The 25,213-nt window shown below is 36.6% G+C and carries 27 protein-coding genes, 1 tRNA gene and 1 pseudogene; 20 read left to right on the forward strand and 9 right to left on the reverse strand.

Annotated features, from left to right (window positions below):
- Both ACVRZD_RS04680 and ACVRZD_RS04685 read left to right on the forward strand, forming a co-directional pair.
- Positions 1–108 (forward strand): annotated as a pseudogene (locus ACVRZD_RS04680) (IS30 family transposase); the annotation flags it as partial.
- A 56-nt stretch (positions 109–164) separates the two neighbouring features.
- On the forward strand, positions 165–1,223 hold the full coding sequence (locus ACVRZD_RS04685; protein ID WP_447450311.1) for an acyltransferase: 1,059 nt from the start codon (positions 165–167) through the stop codon (positions 1,221–1,223).
- Positions 1,224–1,252: 29 nt separating this feature from the next.
- On the opposite strand, the gene ACVRZD_RS04690 is transcribed toward ACVRZD_RS04685, so the two are convergent.
- The 5 genes from ACVRZD_RS04690 to ACVRZD_RS04710 all read right to left on the reverse strand — a co-directional run bounded on the left by ACVRZD_RS04690 (position 1,253) and on the right by ACVRZD_RS04710 (position 5,740).
- Positions 1,253–1,615 (reverse strand): DUF956 family protein, encoded by a 363-nt coding sequence (locus ACVRZD_RS04690; protein WP_037625700.1) that lies wholly within the window; start codon positions 1,613–1,615, stop codon positions 1,253–1,255.
- A gap of 112 nt (positions 1,616–1,727) precedes the next feature.
- Entirely contained in the window at positions 1,728–2,639 is a 912-nt protein-coding gene (locus ACVRZD_RS04695; RefSeq protein WP_037625698.1) for a PTS system mannose/fructose/sorbose family transporter subunit IID, read from the reverse strand.
- Positions 2,640–2,653: 14 nt separating this feature from the next.
- Positions 2,654–3,463, reverse strand: a complete 810-nt coding sequence (locus ACVRZD_RS04700) for a PTS mannose/fructose/sorbose transporter subunit IIC (protein WP_447450334.1) — start codon at positions 3,461–3,463, stop codon at positions 2,654–2,656.
- A gap of 108 nt (positions 3,464–3,571) precedes the next feature.
- Positions 3,572–4,561, reverse strand: a complete 990-nt coding sequence (locus ACVRZD_RS04705; protein WP_037625696.1) for a PTS sugar transporter subunit IIB — start codon at positions 4,559–4,561, stop codon at positions 3,572–3,574.
- Positions 4,562–4,927: 366 nt separating this feature from the next.
- Positions 4,928–5,740: an HAD family hydrolase gene (locus ACVRZD_RS04710; RefSeq protein WP_037625694.1), complete on the reverse strand. Its 813-nt coding sequence runs from the start codon at positions 5,738–5,740 to the stop codon at positions 4,928–4,930.
- A 222-nt stretch (positions 5,741–5,962) separates the two neighbouring features.
- Here ACVRZD_RS04710 and ACVRZD_RS04715 point away from each other — a divergent pair, with 222 nt between their 5' ends.
- From ACVRZD_RS04715 to lytR, 4 genes are all read left to right on the forward strand, one after another.
- Complete coding sequence (locus tag ACVRZD_RS04715; RefSeq protein WP_037625693.1) at positions 5,963–7,423, forward strand: NCS2 family permease; 1,461 nt, start codon at positions 5,963–5,965, stop codon at positions 7,421–7,423.
- A gap of 87 nt (positions 7,424–7,510) precedes the next feature.
- Positions 7,511–7,960: a tRNA (adenosine(37)-N6)-threonylcarbamoyltransferase complex ATPase subunit type 1 TsaE gene (tsaE, locus tag ACVRZD_RS04720; protein WP_037625690.1), complete on the forward strand. Its 450-nt coding sequence runs from the start codon at positions 7,511–7,513 to the stop codon at positions 7,958–7,960.
- On the forward strand, positions 7,947–8,471 hold the full coding sequence (locus ACVRZD_RS04725) for a GNAT family N-acetyltransferase (protein ID WP_447450312.1): 525 nt from the start codon (positions 7,947–7,949) through the stop codon (positions 8,469–8,471). Before tsaE ends, ACVRZD_RS04725 begins: the two co-directional genes overlap by 14 nt.
- An 8-nt stretch (positions 8,472–8,479) precedes the next feature.
- Entirely contained in the window at positions 8,480–9,754 is a 1,275-nt protein-coding gene (gene lytR, locus ACVRZD_RS04730; protein WP_037625688.1) for a glycopolymer--peptidoglycan transferase LytR, read from the forward strand.
- A 31-nt stretch (positions 9,755–9,785) separates the two neighbouring features.
- Here the strand turns inward: lytR and ACVRZD_RS04735 are convergent, their stop codons facing one another.
- Both ACVRZD_RS04735 and ACVRZD_RS04740 read right to left on the reverse strand, forming a co-directional pair.
- Complete coding sequence (locus tag ACVRZD_RS04735; RefSeq protein WP_037625687.1) at positions 9,786–10,088, reverse strand: hypothetical protein; 303 nt, start codon at positions 10,086–10,088, stop codon at positions 9,786–9,788.
- The gene (locus tag ACVRZD_RS04740) at positions 10,085–10,504 is read right to left on the reverse strand and encodes an HIT family protein (RefSeq protein WP_037625685.1); all 420 of its coding nucleotides are present in this window, start codon (positions 10,502–10,504) and stop codon (positions 10,085–10,087) included. Before ACVRZD_RS04740 ends, ACVRZD_RS04735 begins: the two co-directional genes overlap by 4 nt.
- A 252-nt stretch (positions 10,505–10,756) precedes the next feature.
- Here ACVRZD_RS04740 and ACVRZD_RS04745 point away from each other — a divergent pair, with 252 nt between their 5' ends.
- The 11 genes from ACVRZD_RS04745 to rbfA all read left to right on the forward strand — a co-directional run bounded on the left by ACVRZD_RS04745 (position 10,757) and on the right by rbfA (position 20,037).
- The gene (locus ACVRZD_RS04745) at positions 10,757–11,482 is read left to right on the forward strand and encodes an ABC transporter ATP-binding protein (protein WP_037625683.1); all 726 of its coding nucleotides are present in this window, start codon (positions 10,757–10,759) and stop codon (positions 11,480–11,482) included.
- A gap of 2 nt (positions 11,483–11,484) precedes the next feature.
- On the forward strand, positions 11,485–12,519 hold the full coding sequence (locus ACVRZD_RS04750) for an ABC transporter permease (RefSeq protein WP_037625681.1): 1,035 nt from the start codon (positions 11,485–11,487) through the stop codon (positions 12,517–12,519).
- A 59-nt stretch (positions 12,520–12,578) separates the two neighbouring features.
- Positions 12,579–13,370 carry a cell cycle regulator CcrZ gene (ccrZ, locus tag ACVRZD_RS04755; RefSeq protein ID WP_447450313.1) on the forward strand — a complete coding sequence of 264 codons (792 nt, stop codon included), beginning with the start codon at positions 12,579–12,581 and terminating at the stop codon, positions 13,368–13,370.
- Positions 13,370–14,005, forward strand: a complete 636-nt coding sequence (gene trmB, locus ACVRZD_RS04760) for a tRNA (guanosine(46)-N7)-methyltransferase TrmB (RefSeq protein ID WP_037625680.1) — start codon at positions 13,370–13,372, stop codon at positions 14,003–14,005. The genes ccrZ and trmB overlap by 1 nt, the downstream gene beginning before the upstream one ends.
- A gap of 42 nt (positions 14,006–14,047) precedes the next feature.
- Positions 14,048–14,134: transfer RNA gene (locus tag ACVRZD_RS04765), tRNA-Ser, on the forward strand.
- Positions 14,135–14,416: 282 nt separating this feature from the next.
- A complete protein-coding gene (gene rimP, locus ACVRZD_RS04770; protein WP_037625679.1) occupies positions 14,417–14,899 on the forward strand; it encodes a ribosome maturation factor RimP in 483 nt (160 codons plus the stop codon).
- Positions 14,900–14,988: 89 nt separating this feature from the next.
- Positions 14,989–16,143 (forward strand): transcription termination factor NusA, encoded by a 1,155-nt coding sequence (gene nusA, locus ACVRZD_RS04775; RefSeq protein ID WP_037625677.1) that lies wholly within the window; start codon positions 14,989–14,991, stop codon positions 16,141–16,143.
- Between the two features lie 15 nt (positions 16,144–16,158).
- Complete coding sequence (gene rnpM / locus ACVRZD_RS04780; RefSeq protein ID WP_447450314.1) at positions 16,159–16,455, forward strand: RNase P modulator RnpM; 297 nt, start codon at positions 16,159–16,161, stop codon at positions 16,453–16,455.
- A complete protein-coding gene (locus ACVRZD_RS04785; protein ID WP_037625673.1) occupies positions 16,448–16,750 on the forward strand; it encodes a YlxQ-related RNA-binding protein in 303 nt (100 codons plus the stop codon). The genes rnpM and ACVRZD_RS04785 overlap by 8 nt, the downstream gene beginning before the upstream one ends.
- A gap of 19 nt (positions 16,751–16,769) precedes the next feature.
- Entirely contained in the window at positions 16,770–19,628 is a 2,859-nt protein-coding gene (gene infB, locus ACVRZD_RS04790) for a translation initiation factor IF-2 (RefSeq protein WP_447450315.1), read from the forward strand.
- 58 nt (positions 19,629–19,686) lie between these two features.
- Positions 19,687–20,037, forward strand: a complete 351-nt coding sequence (rbfA, locus tag ACVRZD_RS04795) for a 30S ribosome-binding factor RbfA (protein WP_037625671.1) — start codon at positions 19,687–19,689, stop codon at positions 20,035–20,037.
- Positions 20,038–20,081: 44 nt separating this feature from the next.
- Here rbfA and ACVRZD_RS04800 read toward each other — a convergent pair whose 3' ends face one another.
- Positions 20,082–21,083 carry an alpha/beta hydrolase gene (locus tag ACVRZD_RS04800; protein WP_037625669.1) on the reverse strand — a complete coding sequence of 334 codons (1,002 nt, stop codon included), beginning with the start codon at positions 21,081–21,083 and terminating at the stop codon, positions 20,082–20,084.
- A 198-nt stretch (positions 21,084–21,281) separates the two neighbouring features.
- Here ACVRZD_RS04800 and ACVRZD_RS04805 point away from each other — a divergent pair, with 198 nt between their 5' ends.
- The 3 genes from ACVRZD_RS04805 to ACVRZD_RS04815 are packed head-to-tail and all read left to right on the forward strand — an operon-like array spanning position 21,282 to position 24,155.
- On the forward strand, positions 21,282–21,722 hold the full coding sequence (locus ACVRZD_RS04805) for a CopY/TcrY family copper transport repressor (protein WP_037625667.1): 441 nt from the start codon (positions 21,282–21,284) through the stop codon (positions 21,720–21,722).
- Positions 21,719–23,950: a heavy metal translocating P-type ATPase gene (locus ACVRZD_RS04810; protein WP_447450316.1), complete on the forward strand. Its 2,232-nt coding sequence runs from the start codon at positions 21,719–21,721 to the stop codon at positions 23,948–23,950. The genes ACVRZD_RS04805 and ACVRZD_RS04810 overlap by 4 nt, the downstream gene beginning before the upstream one ends.
- A 10-nt stretch (positions 23,951–23,960) precedes the next feature.
- On the forward strand, positions 23,961–24,155 hold the full coding sequence (locus ACVRZD_RS04815; protein ID WP_037625665.1) for a heavy-metal-associated domain-containing protein: 195 nt from the start codon (positions 23,961–23,963) through the stop codon (positions 24,153–24,155).
- 102 nt (positions 24,156–24,257) lie between these two features.
- On the opposite strand, the gene ACVRZD_RS04820 is transcribed toward ACVRZD_RS04815, so the two are convergent.
- A complete protein-coding gene (locus ACVRZD_RS04820; RefSeq protein ID WP_037625663.1) occupies positions 24,258–25,025 on the reverse strand; it encodes a DeoR/GlpR family DNA-binding transcription regulator in 768 nt (255 codons plus the stop codon).
- Positions 25,026–25,213: the final 188 nt, after the last annotated feature.

Genomic DNA, 25,213 nt, shown 5'->3' on the forward strand with positions numbered 1-25,213 from the left:
AAGAATGCGACCCTAAAACAGGTCGCATTCATTGAAAATTGGATAAATAACTATCCTAAAAAAATACTAGATTATAAATCTCCTAAAGAGTTTTTACTAAATGGCTAACTTGAACTTGTAATTTGCCAATAGAATAATTATATAACTTGTGATAAACTTGTTTCATGACAACTACACGACAAAAAGAGCACCATTATGGTCTCGATTTATTACGCATTATTTCAATGTTCATGATTGTGGTGACACATGTGTTAGGTAAAGGTGGCCTTCGTTCAAGTGTTTCAGGCGAACCGGATTCATATTTTATTGTAACTTGGATTATTCAGGTTTTGGTTTATGGGGCTGTTAACTGTTACGCCTTAATTTCCGGTTACGTAGGTGCTCGCTCTACCTATAAGTATTCAAAATTACTAAATATTTGGTTACAAGTCTTCTTTTACACTTTTACGATGACACTTATTTTTGCTTTATTTGGCTTTAATGTGACTTTAGAAGATTGGCGTCACGCCTTCTTTCCGATTGTTAGTGGCGAGTATTGGTACATGACGGCTTATTTTGGACTCTTAATCTTTATGCCGATGATAAACGGGGGGCTAAAATCAATGACGGATACTCAGTTGCGAAACTTAGTTATCCTGATGGCTGTTTTCTTCTCATTTTTACCAGCTTTTATGAACAATCAGGTTACTGAATTTTCACTTAGTAAAGGGTTTGAAATGACATGGTTAATCATACTTTATATTGTTGGTGCCTATTTGTATCGTATTGATTTGACAAAATATAGTTTGAAAAAATTAATCACGATTTATGCAGTTTGTATGGTGTTTACTTACAGTATGAAATTTATTGTTGGTAATATTTGGTATTGGTATGTTTCACCAACGTTAACAATGGGTGCTATTTCCTTGTTTATTGTCTTTGCGAAGATGAAAAAACCCAAAAGTAAAGCGGTGTTGACCTTTATTACAATTGTTTCTCCAACAACATTAGGTGTCTATTTAGCCCACCTTCATCCTTTACTGGTAAGATTTGTGATTAGAGATTTTGCAGAACCATTTATCAAAGCACCTATTTTACTCTATCCTTTTTTAATTTTAGGAGTCAGTATCATTATTTACCTACTTGCATTTTTGGTCGAAAAATTACGACTCAAAATCTTCAAATTAGCTCAAGTGGCACGAATCGGCAACTGGCTAGACGATAAATTTCCATATACAGAATGATAAAAAACTGCTAGGTCTACCTAGCAGTTTTAGTTTCTTTTAAACCATTTTTTGATCATCATTTGAATCAGTGTTGGCAGTTTAACAACTTTTTCATTGCCGATATTTTCTCGCGCCAGTTTAAGGATTTTTCCTGAATCTTTTGAAGCGAACAAGAATTTGCCTTGATCGGTAAAAATCTCAAAGTGTCGACTGACTTTTTTTCCTGAAACATTTGCACCGATTGTATTGATCGAAGTCCAAGGTATTTGGATATAGTCTTCTATATTTTTATCATTGTAAAATTCAATAGCTTGATCACCAACTAGGAATTTTCCTACTTTTCCACCCATGCCTAAATAAGATACACCTGTGGTCTGAAACGCTACTTTTTTATTTAAAGATTGTGCCATAGTGATTCCTTTTTATGTTTATTTTGCTATTATAACATATCAAAAAGACTTAAGAAAGCGCCTATCATTGAAAATAATAAAACCTGAGATATGAGTCTCAGGTTTTGTAGTCTTACATGATTCCAGCAACACGAGCAAGGATACCAACTGCAAACAAAGCGATAATGATTGTAATTGGAGAAACTTTTTTCTTAAGCAACCACATACATAAGAATGTAAGTAGAAGTCCCATTAGACCAGGGATAAGTGAGTTTAATTGACCTTGTAATGTTTGTGCTTGATATTTATCAAGACTCATACCACCAATTGCGTTGCCAAGGATTCCTTTAAGTTCAGGACCTGTTACAGGACCTTTAGGGAATTCAACGTATGCACCTTTTGAAAGAAGTTTAGCAGGTAGATCAATAGTGAAGCTAATAGAAACCCAACGCTCAACTAATACAGCAAGGATAAACATACCAAGGATTGAAGCACCTTTTGTAATATCTTGAAGAATACCACCTGACATGTCTTTAGTAATTTCAGATCCAGCTTTATAGCCAAACTCTTGAGTATACCATAAGAATGCCATACGGATAAGGTTCCATCCGACGAAGAATAATAATGGTCCAACAATGTTACCAGTAGTAGCAAGTGAAGCACCAAGTGCACCAAGGATAGGACGTACAGTAAACCAGAATACTGGATCTCCGATACCTGCAAGAGGTCCCATCATACCAATTTTAACCCCTTGGATAGCAGCGTCATCAATGTCAGTACCATTTGCTTTTTCTTCTTCAAGGGCTAAAGTAACACCGATGATTGGGGCAGCAACATATGGGTGAGTATTAAAGAACTCTAAGTGACGAGAAAGCGCAGCTGCACGATCTTCTTCAGTTGTATACAATTTTTTAATTGCAGGGATTAATGCATATGCCCAACCTAAGTTTTGCATACGTTCATAGTTCCAAGAACCTTGTAAGAATTGTGAACGCCACCAAACTTTTTGGCGATCAGCTTTTGTTAATTGAATTTGTTCAGTCATTTTTAGGCCCCTTTCTAGTAGTCTTCAAGGATATCGCCGATTGGATCGTTAGATCCACCAGTTCCACCACCGTTACCACCTTGTTTTGAAAGGTTTAGGTAAATGAAAGCAATTGCGACACCGATTGTACCAAGAGCGATAAGTGTAAGGTCGCTTAAGGCTGCGAAAGCAAAACCAAGAGCGAAGAATGGCCAAACTTCACGAGTAGCCATCATGTTGATAACCATAGCATAACCAACGGCAACAACCATACCACCACCGACAGCCATACCACCGTTTAGCCAATCTGGCATCATGCCTAGGGCATCTTTAACGGCATGTGCAGGGATAGCAATAAGTAGGGCTGCAGGAATGGCAATACGAAGACCTTGTAAAAGAAGGGCTATGAAGTGAGCACGTTCAACTGCTTTAAAGTTACCAGATTTAGCAGCATTGTCAGCAGTATGTACCAAGGCAACTGAAACAGTACGAACAATCATTGTTAAGAAAAGTCCAGCAACTGCAAGAGGGATAGCTGTTGCTGTTGCAACTGCGATACCTTGAGTAGAGAAGTTACCACCTTTGATCATGATAATTGCAGCAGCAACTGAAGCTAATGCAGCATCTGGAGCAACAGCAGCACCGATATTTGCCCAACCAAGAGCGATCATTTGAAGTGAGCCACCAAGCATAACCCCAGCTTCTAAATTACCAGTAACTAAACCGATTAATGTACAAGCAACAAGTGGTTGATGGAATTGGAATTGGTCAAGGATACCTTCAAGACCAGCGAAGAAGGCAACGATAACGACCAAAACTGCAGAAATAATTGAAATATCTGACATTTTGTAATCCTTTCGAAGTAGATAATGATTTCCAATAATACTTGAAGTATAAGACGTAACAACATACTTCGTTATTAAAAATCCCATTTAGAAAATCAGTCAAGATGACTATTTAACGTTTGCTTTTTTGATTAGTTCAAATAAGTTTTTCTTTGAATCATTTGGAACTTTACGAACGTCAAACTTAACGCCAAGTTCTTGTAATTTTTCAAAGGCTGCAACGTCATCTTTATCCATTGATAATACGTTGTTAACCATTGTTTTACCAGTTGAGTGAGCCATTGAACCAACATTAAGTTCGTCGATTTGTACGCCACCTTCAACTGCGCGAAGTGCATCTTGAACAGTTTCAAAGAGGATAAGAGCTTGGGTATTACCAAAGCGAGGGTCTTTAGAAACGTCAATTAATTTGCTGATTGGCACAACGTTTGCTTTAATGCCACCAGGAGCAGCTTGTTTAATCAATTGCTTACGCAAGTCATCTTTAGCAACTGTGTCAGAAGCAACGATGATACGGTTAGCTTTTGAAGCTGGAGTCCATGCTGTTGCAACTTGTCCGTGTAAAAGACGCGTATCAATACGAGCAAGGTTGATCTTAAGTTTGCCATCTCCAATAACTGTTCCTTCTGGAATAGCACCTTGAATAGCAGGAGCAGCAGCGGCTGCAGGTGCAACCTCAACTGGGTTAAGTTCTTCAGGAAGTGCTTTAACACCATCCTTAGACTCTTTAATAATGTTTGCTGCAACTTTTTCAACGCCTGCTTCAGCATCCATAAGACGCTCAGTGTAAGCTTGAATAAGCATAGGCAAGTTTAGACCTGTGATGATTGCCATTTTACGTTCTGGATTTTCTCCCATTACGCGACTAGCTTGGTTAAATGGAGATCCACTCCAAAGGTCAGCCAGTACAAGGACTTCATCATCAGCATCAAATTGTTGGATAGCATTGTTGAAGTGTCCATATAAATCATCAGGTCCTTCGTTTGGCATAAAAGTTACAACTTGAACTTTTTCTTGTTCGCCAAAAATCATTGAACCAGATTGATGAATACCTTCAGCAAATTTGCCGTGGCTGGCAATAATAATACCGATACCCATTCTTGTTCTTCCTCCTTATTATAAAAATATTTTTCGCTAACTTGAAGAAGAATAATCTCCTTCCAAATTAAATTTGGCAATTCTTTTTCAAAAAAACGAAATTCAAGAACGTCTTTATTTTAAAACGTTTTCAATGAAAAAGCAATACCTTTTTCAAAAATTTTATAGAACATGAAAAATTTTTCAGTATTTAGTAGAATATAATCAGCTTCCGCTATAGAATAATATTATCTAATGATTTTATACATCAAGCTTTTATTGCTATGACATATAAATTCAATAGGTTTTCAGAAAATCAAATCGAATTTTGAAAAATGATTCAAAGAAAAAACCACTTAATAGCAAAAATAGTGGTTTCGTTTCAACTTATAAGAAAAGCTCTTCTAGTTTTTTTGCAACGCCATCTTCCTCATTAGAAAGTGTCAGCTGATGATCAGCATAGGGTAGAAGTACAGGACTTGCATTTTTCATAGCATAACCTGTACCAGCAAAGCTTAACATTTCTGTATCGTTATGCTCATCGCCAAAGGCAATGACATCTTTTTTGTCTTTATTGAAAATAGTGAGCAAGTAATTGAGGGCATAAGCCTTATTGATATTCTTAGAGGATACTTCCAGAATATTAAGCGGCCCTCCCCAAGAATCCACTTGGATTTCCTTATTAAAGAAGCTTTCCATTTCTTTAGCTAATGCGTATTTATCTTCATGGTGAGTCTGTGTTAATAAGGCATTGGGATTACGAGTAATTTTACTTATTTCCAGAGACATATCATTAGTGATTTCTTCAACTCCAAATAATTGAGGGTCAATTTTATCAGGATTATCCATTGTAATATAGAAGTTTTTTCGGTATTCACTAGCAATAAAGTCCATTTTAAAATCATCTTTATGTTTGAGGATATCCAATAAATAATTCTTTCCTAATGTTACATTGTGTTCGTATTTCCATTTTTGCTCTGGCATGTGTGTTAGAGCACCATTGAATGTAATCATAGGGGTCTTTAAATTGAGTTGGAGGTAGTAATCTAAGGCCATACGATAGGGTCGACCTGTTGAAATAACGACGTGATGCCCTTTATCTTGTACTTTGTTAATAATATCTTTTGTGTAATTTGAAATAGTACTATCCTGATGAAGGAGTGTGCCATCTAAATCAATTGCAATAATCTTTTTTCTCATAGCTAAATTATATCAGAAAATACGCTTATATAAAGGAAAAAATTATTTTTTCTTCATTCACAAAAATAAAACCGATAAATAATTATTGAAAATTGAACGTTTTAGTGTTATAATTGTTTTATCGTTCGTAAAACGATAAAAAATAACCACTTGAGGAAGCCCATCCGTAGTGATGATGCTTTTTTTGATTCAAGTTTATATTTTTAAGGAGATTCCATTATTATGGAGAAATTTTTTAATTTAAAAGAAAATGGGACAACTGTTTCAACTGAAATTGTTGCAGGTTTAACAACTTTCTTTGCCATGTCTTACATTTTATTTGTCAACCCAAGCATCCTTGGTGCAGCGGGTATGCCTACTAAAGCGGTGTTTCTGGCAACTATTATAGCTGCAGCTATATCGACACTTATCATGGGCTTGTTCGCCAATGTACCTTATGCACTAGCACCAGGTATGGGATTAAATGCCTTCTTTACCTATACAGTTGTCTTTGGATTAGGATTTACTTGGCAAGAAGCACTCGGAATGGTTTTCATTTGTGGATTATTTAATATCTTTATCACCGTTACAAAATTCCGTAAGAGTATCATTAAAGCTATCCCACTTAGTTTACAGCATGCCATTGGTGGTGGGATTGGAGTATTTGTTGCTTACCTTGGTTTCAAAAATGCAAATATTATTGATTTCTCATTATCAGCACAAAATATTGTTGCCGTAAATGGCGTTGACCCAGCTAAAGCAACAGCAAAAACGTTTGCTCATGGTATCTATTCTGTCAACGCAAATGGTGGCGTTGTTCCGGCCATTTCAACCTTCACAGATCCAAGTGTACTCCTAGCAATCTTTGGTTTGCTCTTGATGGCTGTACTTGTTATCAGAAATGTTCGCGGAGCCATTTTAATTGGTATCATTGTAACAACTTTGGTAGGTATTCCGATAGGTGTTGTTGACCTGTCAGCAGTTAACTTTGGGGTAAACCATATTGGTCAAGCTTTCAATGAACTTGGTACAACTTTCTTGGCAGCATTTGGTGGTATGGGATCTCTCTTTAAAGACTCAAGCCGTCTTCCATTAGTACTTATGACAATCTTTGCTTTCAGTTTATCAGATACATTCGACACAATTGGAACATTTATTGGTACCGGCCGTCGCACAGGAATCTTCTCCGAAGCTGACGAAGAAGCACTTGAAAATAGTACAGGTTTTAGTTCAAAAATGGACCGTGCACTTTTTGCGGATGCGATTGGTACATCTATTGGTGCTTTATTCGGAACATCAAATACAACCACTTATGTTGAATCTGCAGCAGGTATTGCTGAAGGGGGACGTACTGGATTAACAGCTGTTTCAACTGCTGTCTGTTTCTTACTTTCAACCTTGCTCTTGCCGTTAGTTGGGATTGTTCCAGCTGCCGCAACTGCACCAGCACTCATTATTGTCGGGGTCATGATGGTTTCATCATTCCTAGACGTTGACTGGAGTAACTTTGAAGATGCGCTTCCCGCATTCTTTGCAGCCTTCTTTATGGCTTTGTGTTATTCTATTTCTTATGGAATCGCTGGCGCATTTATATTCTATTGCTTAGTGAAAATTGTTAAAGGAAAAGCTAAGGAAGTTCATCCAATTCTTTGGGGTGCAACATTCTTATTCATCCTAAACTTTGTTATCTTAGCCATTTTATAATTAACGGGAGAGATGCTTAGGCTTCTCTTTTTTTCTGTCTCTCAAATTCTGCTTGGAAGAAAAAATGATTAGTGCTATAATAGCTTTATGTTTTATAGTAAGAATGAAAATGAGCTCATGTCATTTGGTAACACATTAGGACTGGCTCTCCAAAAAGGAGATGTCATTGTTTTAAGTGGTGACTTAGGTTCTGGAAAAACAACCTTTACTAAAGGTATCGCCAAAAGTCTTGGGATCACTCAAATGGTTAAGAGCCCAACTTATACAATTGTCCGAGAATATGAGGGGCGATTACCCTTATATCATCTAGACGTTTACCGTATTGGTGATGATCCAGATTCAATTGATTTAGATGATTTTATTTATGGGCAAGGTGTAACTGTCATTGAGTGGGGAGAATTGCTTGATAGCTCTCTTTTTAATGATTACTTAGCCATTACTATAGATAAAGTTGATTCTGGCCGTTCGCTATCACTTAGATCACATGGAAATCGTTCAGATGCGTTAGCTAAGAGGTTTTTAGATGCCAACTTATGAACTTAAAATTGAGGAAGCTCAACCTAGTGATGCGCAAGCTATTCAAGAACTCCTAAGATCAATCAGTTTGGAGTCTCATTTTTTGTCTGAAATGCAGGCTATTCTTGATATTGATGCTAAAGAACTTGGTCAATCATTGGAACGGTTAGCTCAAAGGAGTGACTCTATCTGCTTGCTAGCAAAGGTAAACAATCAATTGATTGGGTTGGTAAATATGTCAACTGGGCCATATGATGATACTAATCATATTAGTGAACTTTTTATTGCAGTTGATAAAAGGTTTAGAGGACAAGGTCTTGGCAAAGAATTGATGGCACTTGGGCTTGATTGGGCTCAACAAACGGAATCAATTAGGAAAATTGAATTAGAGGTTCAAGTTGCCAACAAAGCGGCTATCAAACTTTATCAGTCTTTTGATTTTGTAATTGAAGGACAACGTCGATTCGCAGTCAAATCTATTAATGGCAATTATTCAGATGCCTATTTAATGGGTAAATTATTAAATAAGTAAGGAAACGAATGAAAATAGGAAAAAAAATTATCCTCATGCTCTCTGCTATTTTAATAACAACAGTAGTGGCCTTAGGGGTTTATGCGACAAGTGCTTATCATTATTCAACAAATGAATTATCAAAAACCTTTAAAGATTTTTCAACCTCTGGGAAGAAAAGTACGGCAATAAAACAAACAAAGCCCTTCTCAATTTTGTTAATGGGAGTGGATACAGGGTCGTCAGAAAGAAAGTCAAAATGGGATGGCAATAGCGATTCAATGATTTTAGTGACCATCAATCCAGAAACGAAAAAAACAACAATGACCAGTTTAGAGCGTGATATCCTCATTAAACTATCTGGGCCAAAATCTAATTCAATGGACGGCGTAGAAGCAAAACTAAATGCCGCTTATGCTGCCGGTGGCGCTCAGATGGCCATTATGACAGTTCAAGACTTACTTAATATTAAGATTGACAATTATGTTCGGATTAATATGCAAGGCTTAGTTGATTTGGTTGATGCTGTCGGAGGCATTACAGTTACAAATGAATTTAATTTTCCGATTTCTATTTCAGAACATGAGCCAGAATTCAAATCAACAGTAGCTCCTGGAACCCATAAAATTAATGGGGAACAGGCACTTGTTTATGCTCGTATGCGATATGATGATCCAGAAGGAGACTATGGACGGCAAAAACGCCAAAGAATAGTCATTCAAAAAGTACTACAAAAAATCTTAGCCCTAGGTAGTGTGAGTTCTTATCGCAAAATTTTGCGTGCAGTAAGTAGCAATATGCAAACAAATATTGAAATTTCTTCGGATACTATTCCAAATCTACTAGCTTATTCGGATGCTTTGAAAAAAATTAAGGCACACCAGCTAAAAGGAGAAGATGCCACTTTAGCTGATGGTGGTTCGTATCAAATTGTTACGGAAGAGCATTTATTGACTATTCAAAATCAAATCCGTAAACAGCTAGGTCTCGCTCAGGTTACTGAGTTAAAAACAAGTGCAGTGACTTATGAGGAATTGAATGGAACGAGTCAAATTGGTAAAATTCAAGATCAATCTTCGGTTCCAAGTTCTGTAGATAATTACTCGAATTATTCAGATACTACTAATCAAGGAACATACAGTTCGGTTCCAAATAACACGACGCCCGTAGTTCCATCTGACAGTAGTGTCCCTGTTCAGACTTATCCATCAAGTTCAGCGTCGACAGCAAATAGTTCAATTCCAGCGCTGACAACACCCGTAGTTCCAAATGATGGCTCTACGTCAGTAATACCATCACAATAAAAAAAGAGATTCTTTTTGAAAAGAATCTCTTTTACTTGTCTTCAGAAGGTGTTTGGTATTTTTCCATACGCTCTTTAATCTGTAGAATTATCGGTTCGGTTTCTTTGTTAAACCTTCTCAATTTGTAGGTCAGCTCTTGGTTGATGGCTTGAATGTTAGCTGTCTCGGATTTAATCACAGCTAAATTTGCTTTAATACGGTCAAGGTCTGATTGAATGGCATTCTTGGCTTCTACAGATTCTTTAAAACTGGACTTAATTTTGTCACGATTTTCATAAGCCTTAAACGATGTATAAGCGGCTAAGCCAAAAGTTATCAGTGAATTCATTCTCATTCAACAATCTCCTTCTGGATTTTTTGGGCTAATAAAGCTAGTGCTTCAAAGTCAGGTTCGTGCGTAGTGTATGAAATAGCTATCCCATCTTCAGCACTGTAGCGCGGAATCAAGTGAATGTGGGCATGGAATACAGTTTGACCGGCAACTTCTTCATTATTGTTGATAATGTTCATAGCAGGCGCGTCGGTCGCTTTTTGTAGAGCACGCGCAATTTTTGGTAAACGTGAAAAAGTTTCACTAGCTAAATCAGCATCCATATCAAGGACGTGTCGCACATGTTTTTTGGGAACAAGTAAAGTATGTCCTGGAGTTGTTTGAGTGATATCTAAGAAGGCTAAAACCTGTTCATCCTCATAAACTTTAGAAGATGGAATCTCACCGGAGATAATTTTACAAAAAATACAATTGTCCATATTTTGTCACCTACGCTTCAAATTTGATAAATGTAACTGTTATTAGTATATCAAAATCTAGTCATAAACTGTACTATTTATATGGGAGGTTGGCATCACGTATTTTGACCTCGAATCACATTTTTTTGAAATTACAAAAAAGTGACCATGAAAACGTGTTTAATTATTACTGGTCTGGCTAATCTTTCTGTCACTATCTCGGGCTGATTTTGTTATAATGGGAGTTAGACGAAAACATTAGAAAGAGTAATTATGCTAAAAATTGAAAATCTAACAGGTGGCTATATTAATATTCCTGTTTTAAAAGACATTTCCTTTTCTGTAGAAGATGGGCAATTGGTTGGTTTAATTGGATTAAACGGTGCAGGAAAATCAACCACTATTAATGAAATTATTGGTTTATTGAGACCTTATAAAGGTAAGATTACAATTGATGGGATCTCACTTGAAGAAGATCGGGTAGCCTATCGCAAAAAAATTGGTTTTATTCCAGAAACACCAAGTCTTTATGAAGAATTAACATTGGCTGAACATATTGAGACTATTGCAATGGCTTATGATTTGTCAATTGACCAAGCACATGACAGAGCTAAACCTTTATTGAAGACTTACCGACTAGAAGACAAATTGGATTGGTATCCGATTCATTTTTCGAAAGGGATGAAGCAAAAAGTAATGATTATCTGTGCTTTTATTATAGACCCAAGCTTATTTATCCTTGACGAACCATTTCTTGGGCTCGACCCCTTGGCAATCGCAGATTTAATTGCCTATTTGGAAGAGGAAAAAAAGAAGGGCAAGTCCATTTTAATGAGCACACACGTTTTAGACTCGGCAGAGAAAATGTGTGATCAATTCGTTATCTTGCACCATGGACAGATTCGTGCTCAAGGGACATTAGAAGATTTGCGCTCTTCCTTTGGTGATGCCAAGGCTAGTCTTAACGATATTTACTTAGCCTTAACAAAAGAGGGTTAGTTATGACAGAATTGTTTAAGAAACGAAAGCAAAATTTTCAAAAACACCATCGCAAATATCTTCCCTATGTTTTTAATGATCACTTTGTCCTTGTCTTAGTCTTCCTACTGGGTTACATTCTTTATCAGTACAGTCAACTTTTACAGCATTTTCCTAAAAAAACGTGGCCGATTATGATTTGCTTATTCTTGCTAACCGTTTTCTTATTGCAGACAGGAGCGGTTGCGACTTATATTGAAGAGGCCGATCAACAGTTCTTGCTAGCCAAAGAAGATAAGCTGATCGACCACATCAAAACTGCAGGACGTCAGTCTTTCATTACTGGTGTTTTGTTCCAATCGCTTTGTTTAACCATACTATTTCCTATTTATGCAAGGCTTGGTCTATCGCTTGTGCTTTTTTTCCTCATGCTTTTAGGATTAGCAATCATCAAGTGGTTTATACAAGCAAAAAAAGTTGCTGCGCTTATGACTGAAGATAGATTAAACTGGACTGTAAGTATCAACAGTGAGAATCGACGGAAACAAAAAATCTTAAAATTTTATTCCTTATTTGTAAGTGTTAAAGGAATTACAAGTGGTGTTAAAAAAAGAACATACTTGAATCCCATTTTACAACTTGTTAGTAAAAAATCAGGTTCCCATTGGCTAAATCTTTATGCGCGTGCTTTCTTAAGAAGTTCAGATTACTTGGGATTATTTTTTAGATTAACCGTATTAGCACTCTTATCATTGATTTTTATAAGTAATACATACTTATCCTTGATGCTAGCCTCAATTTTTAATTACCTTCTTTTATTTCAATTGTTATCACTCTATCATCATTTTGATTATCATTATCTGACGCATTTATACCCTGGAGAAAATAGTCAGAAAAAGAAGGATTTATTGATATTGTTACGTGCAATTTCGGCAGTTTTGTTAGCGATTGAAATAGGTTTCTCAGGGACTCTTGTTAACGCATTGGAAATGGTTGCCTTCTTTTTAGTGATGACAGTAATCTATTTGCCTTATAAGTTAAAGAACATAATTGACTAAGTTGAGTAAAACAAGTAAAATAGGAATAAGTGATTAGAAAAGAAAAGGAGGGCGATTGCTTGACAACTACAGATCAGGACTTGACATTAACGCCCTTGAAAGGGAAGAGCGGTAAGGCCTATAAAGGAAGCTATCCTAATGGTGATAATGTTTTTATTAAATTAAATACAACACCAATCTTACCTGCCCTGGCTAAAGAACAAATTGCTCCTCAATTATTATGGGCAAAACGCCTAGGTAATGGGGATATGATGAGTGCGCAAGAATGGTTAGATGGCCGAATTTTAAATCGTGAAGATATGAACAGTAAGCAGATTGTTCAAATTTTAAGTCGCCTTCATAAATCAAAACAGTTAGTTAATCAGCTCTTGCAATTAAATTATAAAATTGAAAATCCATATGATTTATTAATTGATTTTGAACAAAATGCGCCACTGCAAATTCAGCAAAACTCTTACTTACAGGATATAGTTAAAGAGTTGAAAAAGAGTTTACCAGCTTTCAGAGCTGAAGTAGCAACAATTGTTCATGGCGATATTAAGCATAGCAACTGGGTTATTACGACTAGTGGTATGATTTACTTGTGCGATTGGGATTCTGTTCGATTGACTGATAGGATGTATGATGTAGCTTACTTGTTAAGTCATTATATTCCGCAATCCCGTTGGCCAGAGTGGTTAGCCTATTATGGTTATAAAAATAACGATAAAGTGATGAGTAAGATTGCTTGGTATGGTCAGTTATCTTATCTGACACAAATTTTGAAATGTTTTGATCAAAGAGATATGGAACATGTCAACCAAGAAATTTATGCACTCCGTCGATTTAGAGAACTGTTTAGAAAGAAATAATGCGAGTTAGAAAACGAAAAGGTGCCGAAGAGCATCTCGAAAATTATCCTAATTATGTCCTCTTGACACCAGAAGAGTCTAAGGGGCGGTGGAAGGAAGTTTTTGGAAATGATAACCCTATACATGTTGAAGTAGGTTCTGGTAAAGGTGGCTTTGTAACCGGCATGGCCCAACAAAACCCAGATATTAATTATATCGGTATTGATATCCAACTTTCTGTACTTAGTTATGCATTGGATAAAGTTATAGAGTCTGGAGTTTCCAATGTTAAGTTGTTGCGTGTTGATGGCTCAAGTTTGACCAACTATTTTGAAAATGGTGAGATTGATCTTCTTTATCTCAATTTTTCAGATCCGTGGCCAAAAACGAAACATGAGAAACGTCGCTTAACTTACAAAGAGTTTTTAGCAACATACAAGGAAATTTTACCAGAAAATGGTCAAATCCACTTTAAAACTGATAATCGTGGCCTATTTGAATATAGTTTGGCAAGTATGTCCCAGTTTGGTATGACTCTTAATCAGGTTTGGCTTGATTTACATGCCAGTGATTACCAAGGTAATGTTATGACAGAGTACGAAGCGAAATTTTCAAGTAAAGGTCAAGTTATCTACCGTTTAGAGGCGCAATTTTAATCAGTTAGTTTATGGAGTTGTTATGCTTAACAACTTCGATATGGAGAGGTCGCATAGTGGCCGAGTGCGCACGCTTGGAAAGCGTGTAGTCCTTAACCGGGCTCGGGGGTTCGAATCCCCTCCTCTCCTTTTATCCTATTGATATAATAAGGTTTTTAAGAGGTTCACCCGTTTTTCACCCGTCAAAAACTACTATATATAAACAATCTTTTCGATGAGAGGATTGTTTAGTAAATTAAGATTGACTGAAAATTACGAGGTAGAAGTGGGTTATTACTTGCGTTTTTATCATTTTATGATATAATGCTAATAACTAATACAGAAAGGTGGTGAGAAAATTCTCGCCACTTTTGTATTGAAATTAAAAAACGAGGGAGAAATCCTAAGTCCTAGAGAGTTGAAAAGGAGGTCATTACAATAGCTAATCAATCTATTATTGATACCGTTACAGAGGCGGTTGCCCCAAGCATTCAAACACCTTTTGAATTGGTTGATGTTGAATATGAAAAAATGGGAAGTGATTACGTTTTAAGTATTCTTGTTGATAAAGAGGGAGGAATTACTGTAGAAGATACTAGTTTTTTAACAGAGATTATCAGTCCTATTCTCGATCAGATTACACCTGATCCTTTTCCGGAACAGTACATGCTTGAAGTATCTAGTCCGGGTTTAGAAAGACCATTGAAAACAGTAGATAGTATAACAAATGCTATAGGTTCTTATATTAATGTTAGCCTTTATAAAGCTATCAATAAGAATAAGGTCTATCAAGGGGATTTGATCGCATTTGATGGCCAAACCTTGACAATTAACTATTTGGATAAAACGCGTCAAAAAACTGTTGAAATCCCTTATCAATCTGTCGCAAAAGCACGGTTAGCAGTTAAATTATAAAATAAACTGTTAGAATCGGTTTTTGAGAGATTTACAATTTATCTCAGAAAGGAAATTTGTTCTGTGTCTTATGACAGAACGTAAACATTATGAGCAAAGAAATGCTAGAAGCCTTCCGTATTTTGGAAGAAGAAAAACATATTAACAAAAGCGACATTATTGAGGCAGTTACAGAGTCACTAAAATCTGCTTATAAACGTCGCTATGGTCAATCAGAGTCTTGTGTTATTGAATTTAATGAAAAAACGGGAGATTTTCAAGTCTTCACAGTTCGTGAAGTTGTTGAGGAAGTCTTTGATAGCCGTTTAGAGATTGGTTTGAAAGATGCTTTAGCCATTAGTTCAGCTTATGAACTAGGTGATAAGATTCGTTTTGAAGAATCTGTTACAGAGTTTGGCCGAGTTGCTGCGCAATCTGCAAAACAAACTATTATGGAAAAGATGCGTCGTCAGATGCGTGAAGTGACATTCAATGAGTACAAAGAACATGAGGGTGAAATCATGACAGGTACTGTTGAACGTTTTGATCAACGTTTTATCTATGTTAATTTGGGATCGCTTGAAGCTCAATTATCTCACCAAGATCAAATTCCTGGTGAAACCTTTAAATCACATGATCGTATTGAGGTTTATGTTTACAAAGTAGAAAACAATCCTAAAGGTGTTAACGTATTTGTAAGTCGTAGCCATCCGGAGTTCATCAAACGCATTATGGAACAAGAAATTCCAGAGGTTTTTGATGGAACAGTGGAAATCATGAGTGTTTCTCGTGAGGCAGGTGATCGTACAAAAGTTGCAGTACGCAGTCATAATTCAAATGTTGATGCTATTGGTACCATTGTTGGACGCGGTGGAAGTAACATTAAAAAAGTTATCAGTAAATTCCATCCAAAACGTTTTGATCAAAAAACTGGCATCGAAATCCCTGTCGAAGAAAACATTGATGTTATTCAATGGGTAGAAGACCCTGCTGAATTTATTTACAATGCCATTGCACCAGCTGAGGTTGACATGGTCTTGTTTGATGAAACGGATTCAAAACGTGCAACGGTTGTTGTACCAGATAGTAAATTGTCACTTGCTATTGGTCGTCGTGGACAAAACGTTCGCCTTGCTGCACACTTAACTGGTTACCGTATTGATATCAAATCTGCTAGTGACTATGAACGTATGGAAGCTGAGCAAGAAAATCAATTAGCCGAAGTTGTAGAAGAAATAGCAACTCCTACAAACGAGGTAGAATAAGAAAAGAGGTGTTTTATGCCTAAAGAAAAAAAAATACCTTTACGCAAATCACTTGTTTCAGGAGAAACAATAGATAAACGTGATTTGCTTCGTATTGTTAAGACAAAAGAAGGGGATATTTTTATTGATCCAACTGGGAAGAAAAATGGGCGTGGTGCCTATATTAAGCTTGACAATGATGAGGCAAAACAGGCAAAGAAAAAACAGGTCTTTAATCGTAGCTTCTCAATGGAAGTCTCAGAGAGTTTTTACGATGAATTGATTGCTTATGTTGATCACAAAGTCAAAAGAAGAGAGTTAGGTCTTGAATAACTTACAGAGATTGTCAAATCTAATTGGTCTTGCGCAAAGAGCGGGGAAAATTATTTCTGGGGAAGAATTAGTTGTTAAAGCTATTCAGCAAGAAGCAGTTAAGTTAGTTTTCTTAGCAAATGATGCAGGACCAAATGTGACGAAAAAAGTAACTGATAAAAGTAAATATTATAATGTAGAAGTCTCCACAGTGTTTAGCGCACTGGAATTAAGTGCTGCACTAGGTAAACCACGTAAAGTAGTTGCAGTTGCAGACGCTGGATTTTCAAAGAAAATGAGGACTCTTATGGAATAGACGAATAGGAGGACACAAATTGTCAAAAAGAAGATTACATGAAATTGCCAAAGAAATTGGTAAAACAAGTAAAGAAGTTGTGGACCACGCCAAAAACTTAGGTTTAGACGTTAAAAGTCATGCATCAAGTGTTGAAGATAATGATGCTCAAAAAATCATTTCAAGTTTTTCAACACCAACACCAAAAGTTGAAAAAGCAGAACCAAAAGTGACTGTTAGTCAAAAAGAAACACTTTCACAGCCAGCTAAAGTTGATGGTTCAAAAGAACAAGAAGCTAAAAAGCAAGCAGTAGAAGTACCAGTGACATCACAAGCTCCAAATACACCACAAAAACCGAAAAGTCGTAATTTTAAGGCTGAACGCGAAGCTCGAGCAAAAGAACAAGCGGCAAGACAAGCTAGTGGCCAACAATCATCAAATGGTCGCCAATCAAATCAGAGAAATCAGAGACAAGGTGGTTTCTCAAACCGTGATAACCAACAACGTAATCCTAGACATGCTAATCAATCTAGGGGTAACCGTCAATCTTTTAGAGATGGAAATCACACGCAAGAAAAGAAACAAGCTTTCAAAAAAGATAATGGTAATAAAGACCATTTTCAAGGAAATCAAAGTCAAACTGCTGTGGCTAAACCCAATGCAGGTAAAATTGATTTTAAAGCCAGAGCGGCAGCTTTGAAAGCAGAACAAAATGCAGAATATACTCGTAAACGTGAGGATGACTTCAGACAAGCTAAAGAAGCTCAGCGATTAGCCGAAAAGGCTAAAGCAGAAGCAAAACGGTTAGCTGAACAAGAAGCAGTGCAAAAGGCTAAGGCTGAACAAGAAGCGCTGAAAACAAAACCTGCCACGAAAGTGACAGCTACTCCGGAAGTTGTAGTAAGTCCTGCTAAGCCTGCAGACAAGCGTCGTAAGAAATATCGTCCTGAAAAAGTTCATGATGACAATCAACGAACTGAAGACGGACCAAAGCAAACTAAGAAAAGTTGGAATAATCAGAACCAAGTGAGAAATCAAAGAAATAGTAACTGGAATAAAAAACCTAAAAAAGGTAAAAATAACAGAAATAACAATTCAGCTCCAAAACCAGTAACAGAGCGTAAATTTCATGAATTGCCAAAAGAGTTTGAATATACAGAAGGTATGACGGTTGCTGAAATTGCAAAACGTATTAAACGTGAACCAGCAGAAATTGTTAAAAAACTCTTCATGATGGGCATTATGGCCACTCAAAACCAATCTCTTGATGGTGATACAATTGAATTATTAATGGTTGATTATGGTATTGATGCAACTGCTAAAGTAGAAGTTGATAATGCTGATATTGAGCGTTTCTTCGATGATGAAACTTATCTTAACCCTGAAAACATTGTTGAACGTGCACCAGTTGTAACAATTATGGGACACGTTGACCATGGTAAAACAACACTTTTAGATACGTTACGTAATTCACGTGTTGCAACAGGTGAAGCTGGTGGTATCACTCAGCATATTGGGGCTTATCAAATTGAAGAAGCTGGCAAAAAAATCACTTTCTTGGATACCCCTGGACACGCGGCATTTACAAGCATGCGTGCACGTGGAGCTTCTGTAACAGATATTACCATCCTGATTGTAGCAGCTGATGACGGTGTTATGCCTCAAACAATTGAAGCTATTAATCACTCAAAAGCTGCTGAAGTTCCAATTATCGTTGCAATCAATAAGATTGATAAACCAGGTGCAAACCCAGAACGTGTTATCTCAGAGTTAGCTGAGCATGGTATTATTTCAACTGCTTGGGGTGGAGACTGTGAGTTTGTTGAAATTTCAGCCAAGTTCAACAAAAATATTGACGAACTCTTAGAAACAGTCTTGTTAGTTGCTGAGGTTGAAGAGCTTAAAGCTGATCCAACTGTTCGTGCTATTGGTACAGTGATTGAAGCTCGTCTTGATAAAGGAAAAGGTGCAGTCGCAACTTTACTTGTTCAACAAGGTACACTTCATGTACAAGATCCAATTGTTATTGGTAATACTTTTGGTCGTGTCCGTGCTATGACAAATGACTTAGGTCGTCGTGTGAAATTCGCCTTGCCATCAACACCAGTTTCAATCACTGGTTTGAATGAAACGCCAATGGCAGGTGATCATTTCGCAGTCTATGAAGACGAAAAAGCAGCACGTGCTGCTGGTGAAGAACGTGCAAAACGTGCACTTCTTAAACAACGTCAAAACACACAACGCGTAAGCCTTGATAACTTGTTTGATACCCTTAAAGCGGGTGAAATTAAAACAGTCAATGTAATTATTAAAGCAGATGTACAAGGTTCTGTAGAAGCTTTAGCTGCTTCTCTAATGAAAATTGAAGTTGAAGGGGTTCGTGTTAATGTTGTTCACTCAGCTGTAGGGGCAATTAATGAGTCGGATGTGACATTGGCAGAAGCTTCAAATGCTGTTATTATTGGATTTAATGTTCGTCCTACGCCACAAGCTCGTCAACAAGCTGACGCTGACGAAGTTGAAATTCGTCTTCATAGCATTATTTACAAAGTGATTGAAGAGGTAGAAGAAGCAATGAAAGGTAAACTGGATCCAGTTTACAAAGAGAAAATCATTGGTGAAGCTATTGTTCGTGAAACATTTAAGGTATCTAAAGTTGGTACAATTGGTGGTTTCATGGTTACAAGAGGAAAAATCACTCGCGACTCAAGTGTACGTGTAATCCGTGATAGTGTCGTTATTTTTGATGGGAAGCTTGAAAGTCTTAAACATTATAAAGATGATGTAAAAGAAGTTGGGAATGCTCAAGAAGGTGGATTGATGATTGAAAACTTCAATGATCTTAGAGTGGATGACAATTTAGAAGCTTACGTAATGGAAGAAGTGATTCGTAAGTGATACTGACAAAGATAACTGAGGTTACTTCTTATTAATAAGTATTAGAAAGGAATTTCATATGGCAAATCATCGTATTGATCGTGTTGGAATGGAAATTAAACGTGAAGTTAACGATATTTTACAAAAGAAAGTTCGTGACCCACGGGTTCAAGGTGTTACCATTACAGAAGTTCAAATGCTTGGTGACTTATCTGCTGCTAAAGTTTACTACACTTTGATGAGTGACTTAGCTTCAGATAATCAAAAGGCCCAAATAGGCTTAGAAAAAGCAACTGGAACAATTAAACGTGAGCTTGGTAGAAATCTAACCATGTATAAAATTCCGGATTTAATTTTTGAAAAAGATAATTCCATTGCCTATGGTAACAAAATTGACCAGTTACTACGTGAGCTTGATCATAAAGACTAATACAAAAACCTTAAAGTCATTTCGTTGACTTTAAGGTTTTTGTATTAATAGGCTTTTCGAATGGTATCAATGATTTGATATTGAGCGGTTTTGGCTTCTTCAATTGGGTAGATTGGGTAGACGTGATTCATTTTTTCTGCTTCAAATAATTGATGGGGATGATTTTTTTCAGTTAAACTCTTTTCGAATTTTTTAATATCTGGGTAGAAGATCTCATGAGTACCAACAAACATGGTAATCGGAGCTAAATTGGTGACATCACCATAAATTGGGCTTACATAAGGATGTTTACTGTTTTCTTCTCCGCGTCGTGACCAAATTTCGCCAACTTTGCGAAGTCCCCAAGCCGAAAGAATAGGGTCATTACTTTCAAATTTTTGGATGTCTGGATTTGACATGGTAACATCCAACCATGGTGATAAGAGAACGATATCTTTTGGTTGTTGAAGATTGTTGTCTTTTAAAGCAAGTGCTAAGCCAAGTGCTAAGCCTCCACCTGCGGAATCCCCCATGATGGTAATGTTTTTAGCAGCTGTGCTATTGAGGGTTTCTCGATAGAGCTCAATCAATTTAGGCATGGCAACGTCATAGGTATAAGTTGGAGCCTTAGGATAGATTGGTAGTACTATTTTAGCATCTAAGCTGGTTGATAGGGTCTTAAGCATATCAATATGGTATGTTGTAGGGTTGTTGAGATAAGAACCACCATGCAAATAAAAAATTACCTTTTGATTGGTTTTATTGTTTGGATTTTCATTCCAACTATGGACTTGCATATTATCATGGATTTTGGTCACTAAAGTGCCATTTACTTGTTCTTGCTTAAGGTTAAAGCCTTGATTAGCGGCTTCTCCAGCTGATTTAACGTATTGATCGAATTGGTAGGCATCTTGTTCTGAATAGTAACTTTTGTCCCCTTTAAGCCAAAAATATTTTTCAATAAACCAACTTTTCCAAGATCTGCTATTGGCTGTCACGGGACTTTGGCTCCCTATGGAAAAGATCAGGCCAAGCAAGACAAGAAAAAGTTTCATTTTGTTTTTCACTGGTATCTCCTTTTAATTATCATTTTTTACTCATTTTATCATATCATATATGAAATAATTGTCAATAACAATATAATAAATGAGATAAAAATGATAGCTATAAATATAAACTAATGTGATATGATTTGTTCACGAATATAGATTAATATGATATGATATATTTACAAATGTAGATTTATTAAAACAAGGGAGGTCTTAATGACTGAAATATCAGGTGCAGAATGGGAAGTTATGCGTATTTTATGGGCAGGTGGTGAAACTAAAAGTAGTGAAATGGTTGTAATCTTGCAAGAAAAGTTTGAATGGTCAGCCTCAACAGTAAAAACACTTTTAGGTCGTTTGGTAGAAAAAAATCTCGTTGAAGCAAGACGTCTAGGTAGAGCTTATCTTTATTCGGCATTGGTAGATCAGAAACTCTATCAAGAGAATAGGGTGAAAGAGAGTTTTAGTAACATTTGTCAGCGCCAGCATAGTCAATTGATTCTGACAGTTCTTGAGGATTTGCCCATGACAAAAACAGACTTAGAAGCCTTTGAGCGACTCCTTGTTCAGAAAAAACAGCATATGGTGGCTTCAGTTCCTTGTAACTGTTTGCCTGGCCAATGCCATTGTAAAAAAGAAAGGAAGGTTTTAGAGTGACAAAAAAAGTTTATTTAATCGGTGGTATGACCTGTGCCTCTTGTGCTATTGCTGTTGAAAAAGCAGTTCAAAAAGTACCAGAAGTTGAGACTGCTGTTGTTAATTTAACAACAGAAAAGCTGACGATAACACACGCAGGAGAGCTAGAGTCACAAGTCATTGAGACTGCCGTTTCAGCGGCAGGTTATCAAGCAAGTCTGTATGATCCCATGAATGTTCAACAGTCTCAAAAAGATTGGCAAAGAATCACTTTAAAAGATCAATGGCGTGCTTTTCTAACGTCAGCTTTATTTACCCTTCCCATTCTTTATTTGTCAATGGGATCAATGATAGGACTTTGGTTACCGGACATCATTTCACCAATGCATTCCCCACTCATTTTTGCCTTGGCTCAGTTCATTTTAACGCTTCCGGTTCTGGTCGTTTCTTGGCATTTTTATAGTAATGGCTTCCGCGCTTTAGCAAAGAAAAGTCCCAATATGGATAGTTTAGTCGCCCTTGCGACGAGTTTTGCTTTGCTTTACAGTTTGTATTCGTTAGGACAAATTTTAGTCGGTCAGAATCATACTGTCCATGCTCTTTATTTTGAATCAGTAGTGGTTATCTTAACTTTGATTACCTTGGGTAATTATTTTGAAAATAGATCCAAACAAGCAACCTCTAAGGCTATCGAAAAATTAATGGCTCTTAAAGTTAAGCAGGTAACAGTAATAAAAGATGGCAAACAGCTTGTATTGCCAATTGAAGCTGTTAAAAGTGGTGATATTGTACTGGTTAAGCCTGGTGAAAAAGTAGCGGTTGATGGGCAAGTTATTGATGGAAAGTCTTACATTGATGAGTCAATGCTGACGGGTGAAAGTGTGCCCTTAGAGAAAGGCCCAGGTAGCCAGGTCTATACCGGGACCATAAATGGCCAAGGTAGTATTACGATTAAAACCAGTCATGTTGGTGAGGAGACTTTCCTTGCTCAGATTATTGCCTTAGTAGAGGGAGCTCAAGAAAAGAAAGCACCGATTGCTAAAATTGCTGATAAGGTTTCAGGGGTCTTTGTTCCGATTGTCATTGTATTATCTCTGTTGACTGGACTTTTTTGGCTAGTGATAATGAAAGAGAGTGTAAGCTTTGCCCTAACTGCTGCTATATCAGTAATGATTATTGCATGTCCTTGTGCTCTTGGTTTAGCAACCCCAACAGCTATTATGGTTGGATCTGGACGAGCTGCCGAAAATGGAATTCTATTTAAAAGTGGTGAATACTTAGAAGAATTACAAAAAATGGATACCATGGTTTTTGATAAGACTGGAACGATTACACAGGGCAAACCCAAATTAACTCAAATCATTAATTTTAGTCACTCTAGTGATGAGCAATTGCTGCAAGACTTAGCCTCTTTAGAACAGAATTCTGAACATCCCTTAGCGCAAGCTATTGTCAAAAAAGCTAAAGAAAAAGAGTTAGACTTATTACCATTAACGAACTTCAACAGTTTAACTGGTTTAGGTGTTGAAGGGGATGTTGCTGGTCAGCAACTGTTAGTTGGTAATCGAGACTTATTAGGTCAAAGTGGGGTTCTAATTAGTCAAGAGGTTGACAGACAAGTTGACCATTTGGAAGGCTATGAAACGGTTCTGTATTTTGTTAAAAATGCTGAATTACAGGCACTATTTTTAGTGGCAGATCCATTAAAAGAGGATAGCAAAGAGACAATTGCTAAACTGAAGAAACTTGGTATCGAAACCATTTTGTTAACAGGTGATCAGGATAAAACGGCACAAGCAATTGCCGATGAAGTTGGTATCGAAACAGTTTATAGTCAAGTTTTGCCAGACAAAAAAGCTGGAGTGATAGCTAGTTTGCAAGCAATTGGAAAAAAAGTTGCGATGGTTGGTGATGGAATTAATGATGCGCCAGCTTTAGCCTTAGCTAATATAGGGATTTCAATGGGTTCAGGAACTGATATTGCTATAGAGTCGGCAGATATTATCCTAATGAAACCACAACTGATGGATTTAATAAAAGCCAATAGGCTTAGCCAGTTGACCTTGAAAATTGTTAAAGAAAATCTATTTTGGGCCTTTTTCTATAATATCTTAATGATTCCGGTTGCGATGGGTGTCTTACATCTCTTTGGCGGCCCCTTGCTGAACCCAATGTTAGCAGGATTAGCAATGAGCTTTAGTTCAGTTTCTGTTGTTTTAAATGCGTTACGTCTCAAAATTATTAAATAAAGGAGTTATCATGGAAAAAACTTATCGTATTACAGGAATGAAGTGTCAGGGGTGCGCCGATACAGTCACAAAAAAATTATCAGCTGTAGGAGGTGTTAAAGCCGTCCTTGTTGATTTGGAGAATAGCACTGCCCAAGTAACAGGCAAACCTCTATATTTCTCTTTAAAACAAGCTTTAAAAGGAACATCTTATAAGCTAGAGTAAATCAACTGACTAACAAGGAAGCACACTTAGAAAGTTGTGATCCTCACTAAGCTTAACTAAAAAACGAACAGAGTAGAAATCTACGATGTTCGTTTTTTGTTCTTAATTCATTTTATCGGCCACGATGAGTTCAGTTAGCTGACTGTAATCATTTTTAACTTGAGCTGTGATTGTGGAATCAGTGATAATCTTACTAATTTGATCAAGGTGATAGAAGATTGAAAAATCATAATTGTTAAATTTTTGACTATCGACCAGTAAAAATTTTTCCATAGCATTAGTCAAGGCTAATTTTTGGATATCACCTTCAGATTCGTTATAGGTAGCAATGTCATTTTCAAAAATACCATTACAACTAATAAAAGTTTTTGAAAACTTTAAGGAGTCAATTGCTTGACTAGCAATGCGACCAACAAATGCACCAGTTATTTCACGATACTCTCCCCCAATGAGAATTAAATCAACAGTTTTACTTTTTTCTAAGATTTTAAAAACAGGTAGACTATTTGTAATGATACGAATATGACGTGCTAATAGTTCTTCTGCGAAGAATTCTAATGTTGTTCCTGGGCCAATGAAAATAGTTTCGCCGTCGTTAACAAAGCGACTAGCATAGGCGGCAACTTCTTTTTTCTCTTTAGTTTGTACAGTTAGTTTCTCAGTATTTGATTTTTCTGTTTTTGAGGGACTAGCAATACTTTGTGCACCACCATGAATTCGGATGAGTTTTCCAGCCTTTTCCAACTCATCTAAATCACGTCTAGCTGTCATGTCTGAAATATGTAAGTCATCAATAATTTCACTTACAGTGATAATTCCTTTACTATTAACTTTTTCAACAATTTTTAGCAATCTTTCTCTTTTTAACATCTCTAGCCCTCCTTTCTTAATATTCTTTGTTTATCATAGCATAAAGCTATAAATAAATCAATAAAAACCACAAACAAACAAAAAAAAACATTATTTTTTAAAAAGTGTTGATTTATGATTGTTTTTAGATTATAATGTTTTTGTAAGCGATTACTTCGCAAAAATAAACAAAAATGGATGTTTTGTTA

This window comes from Streptococcus hongkongensis (assembly GCF_053206145.1).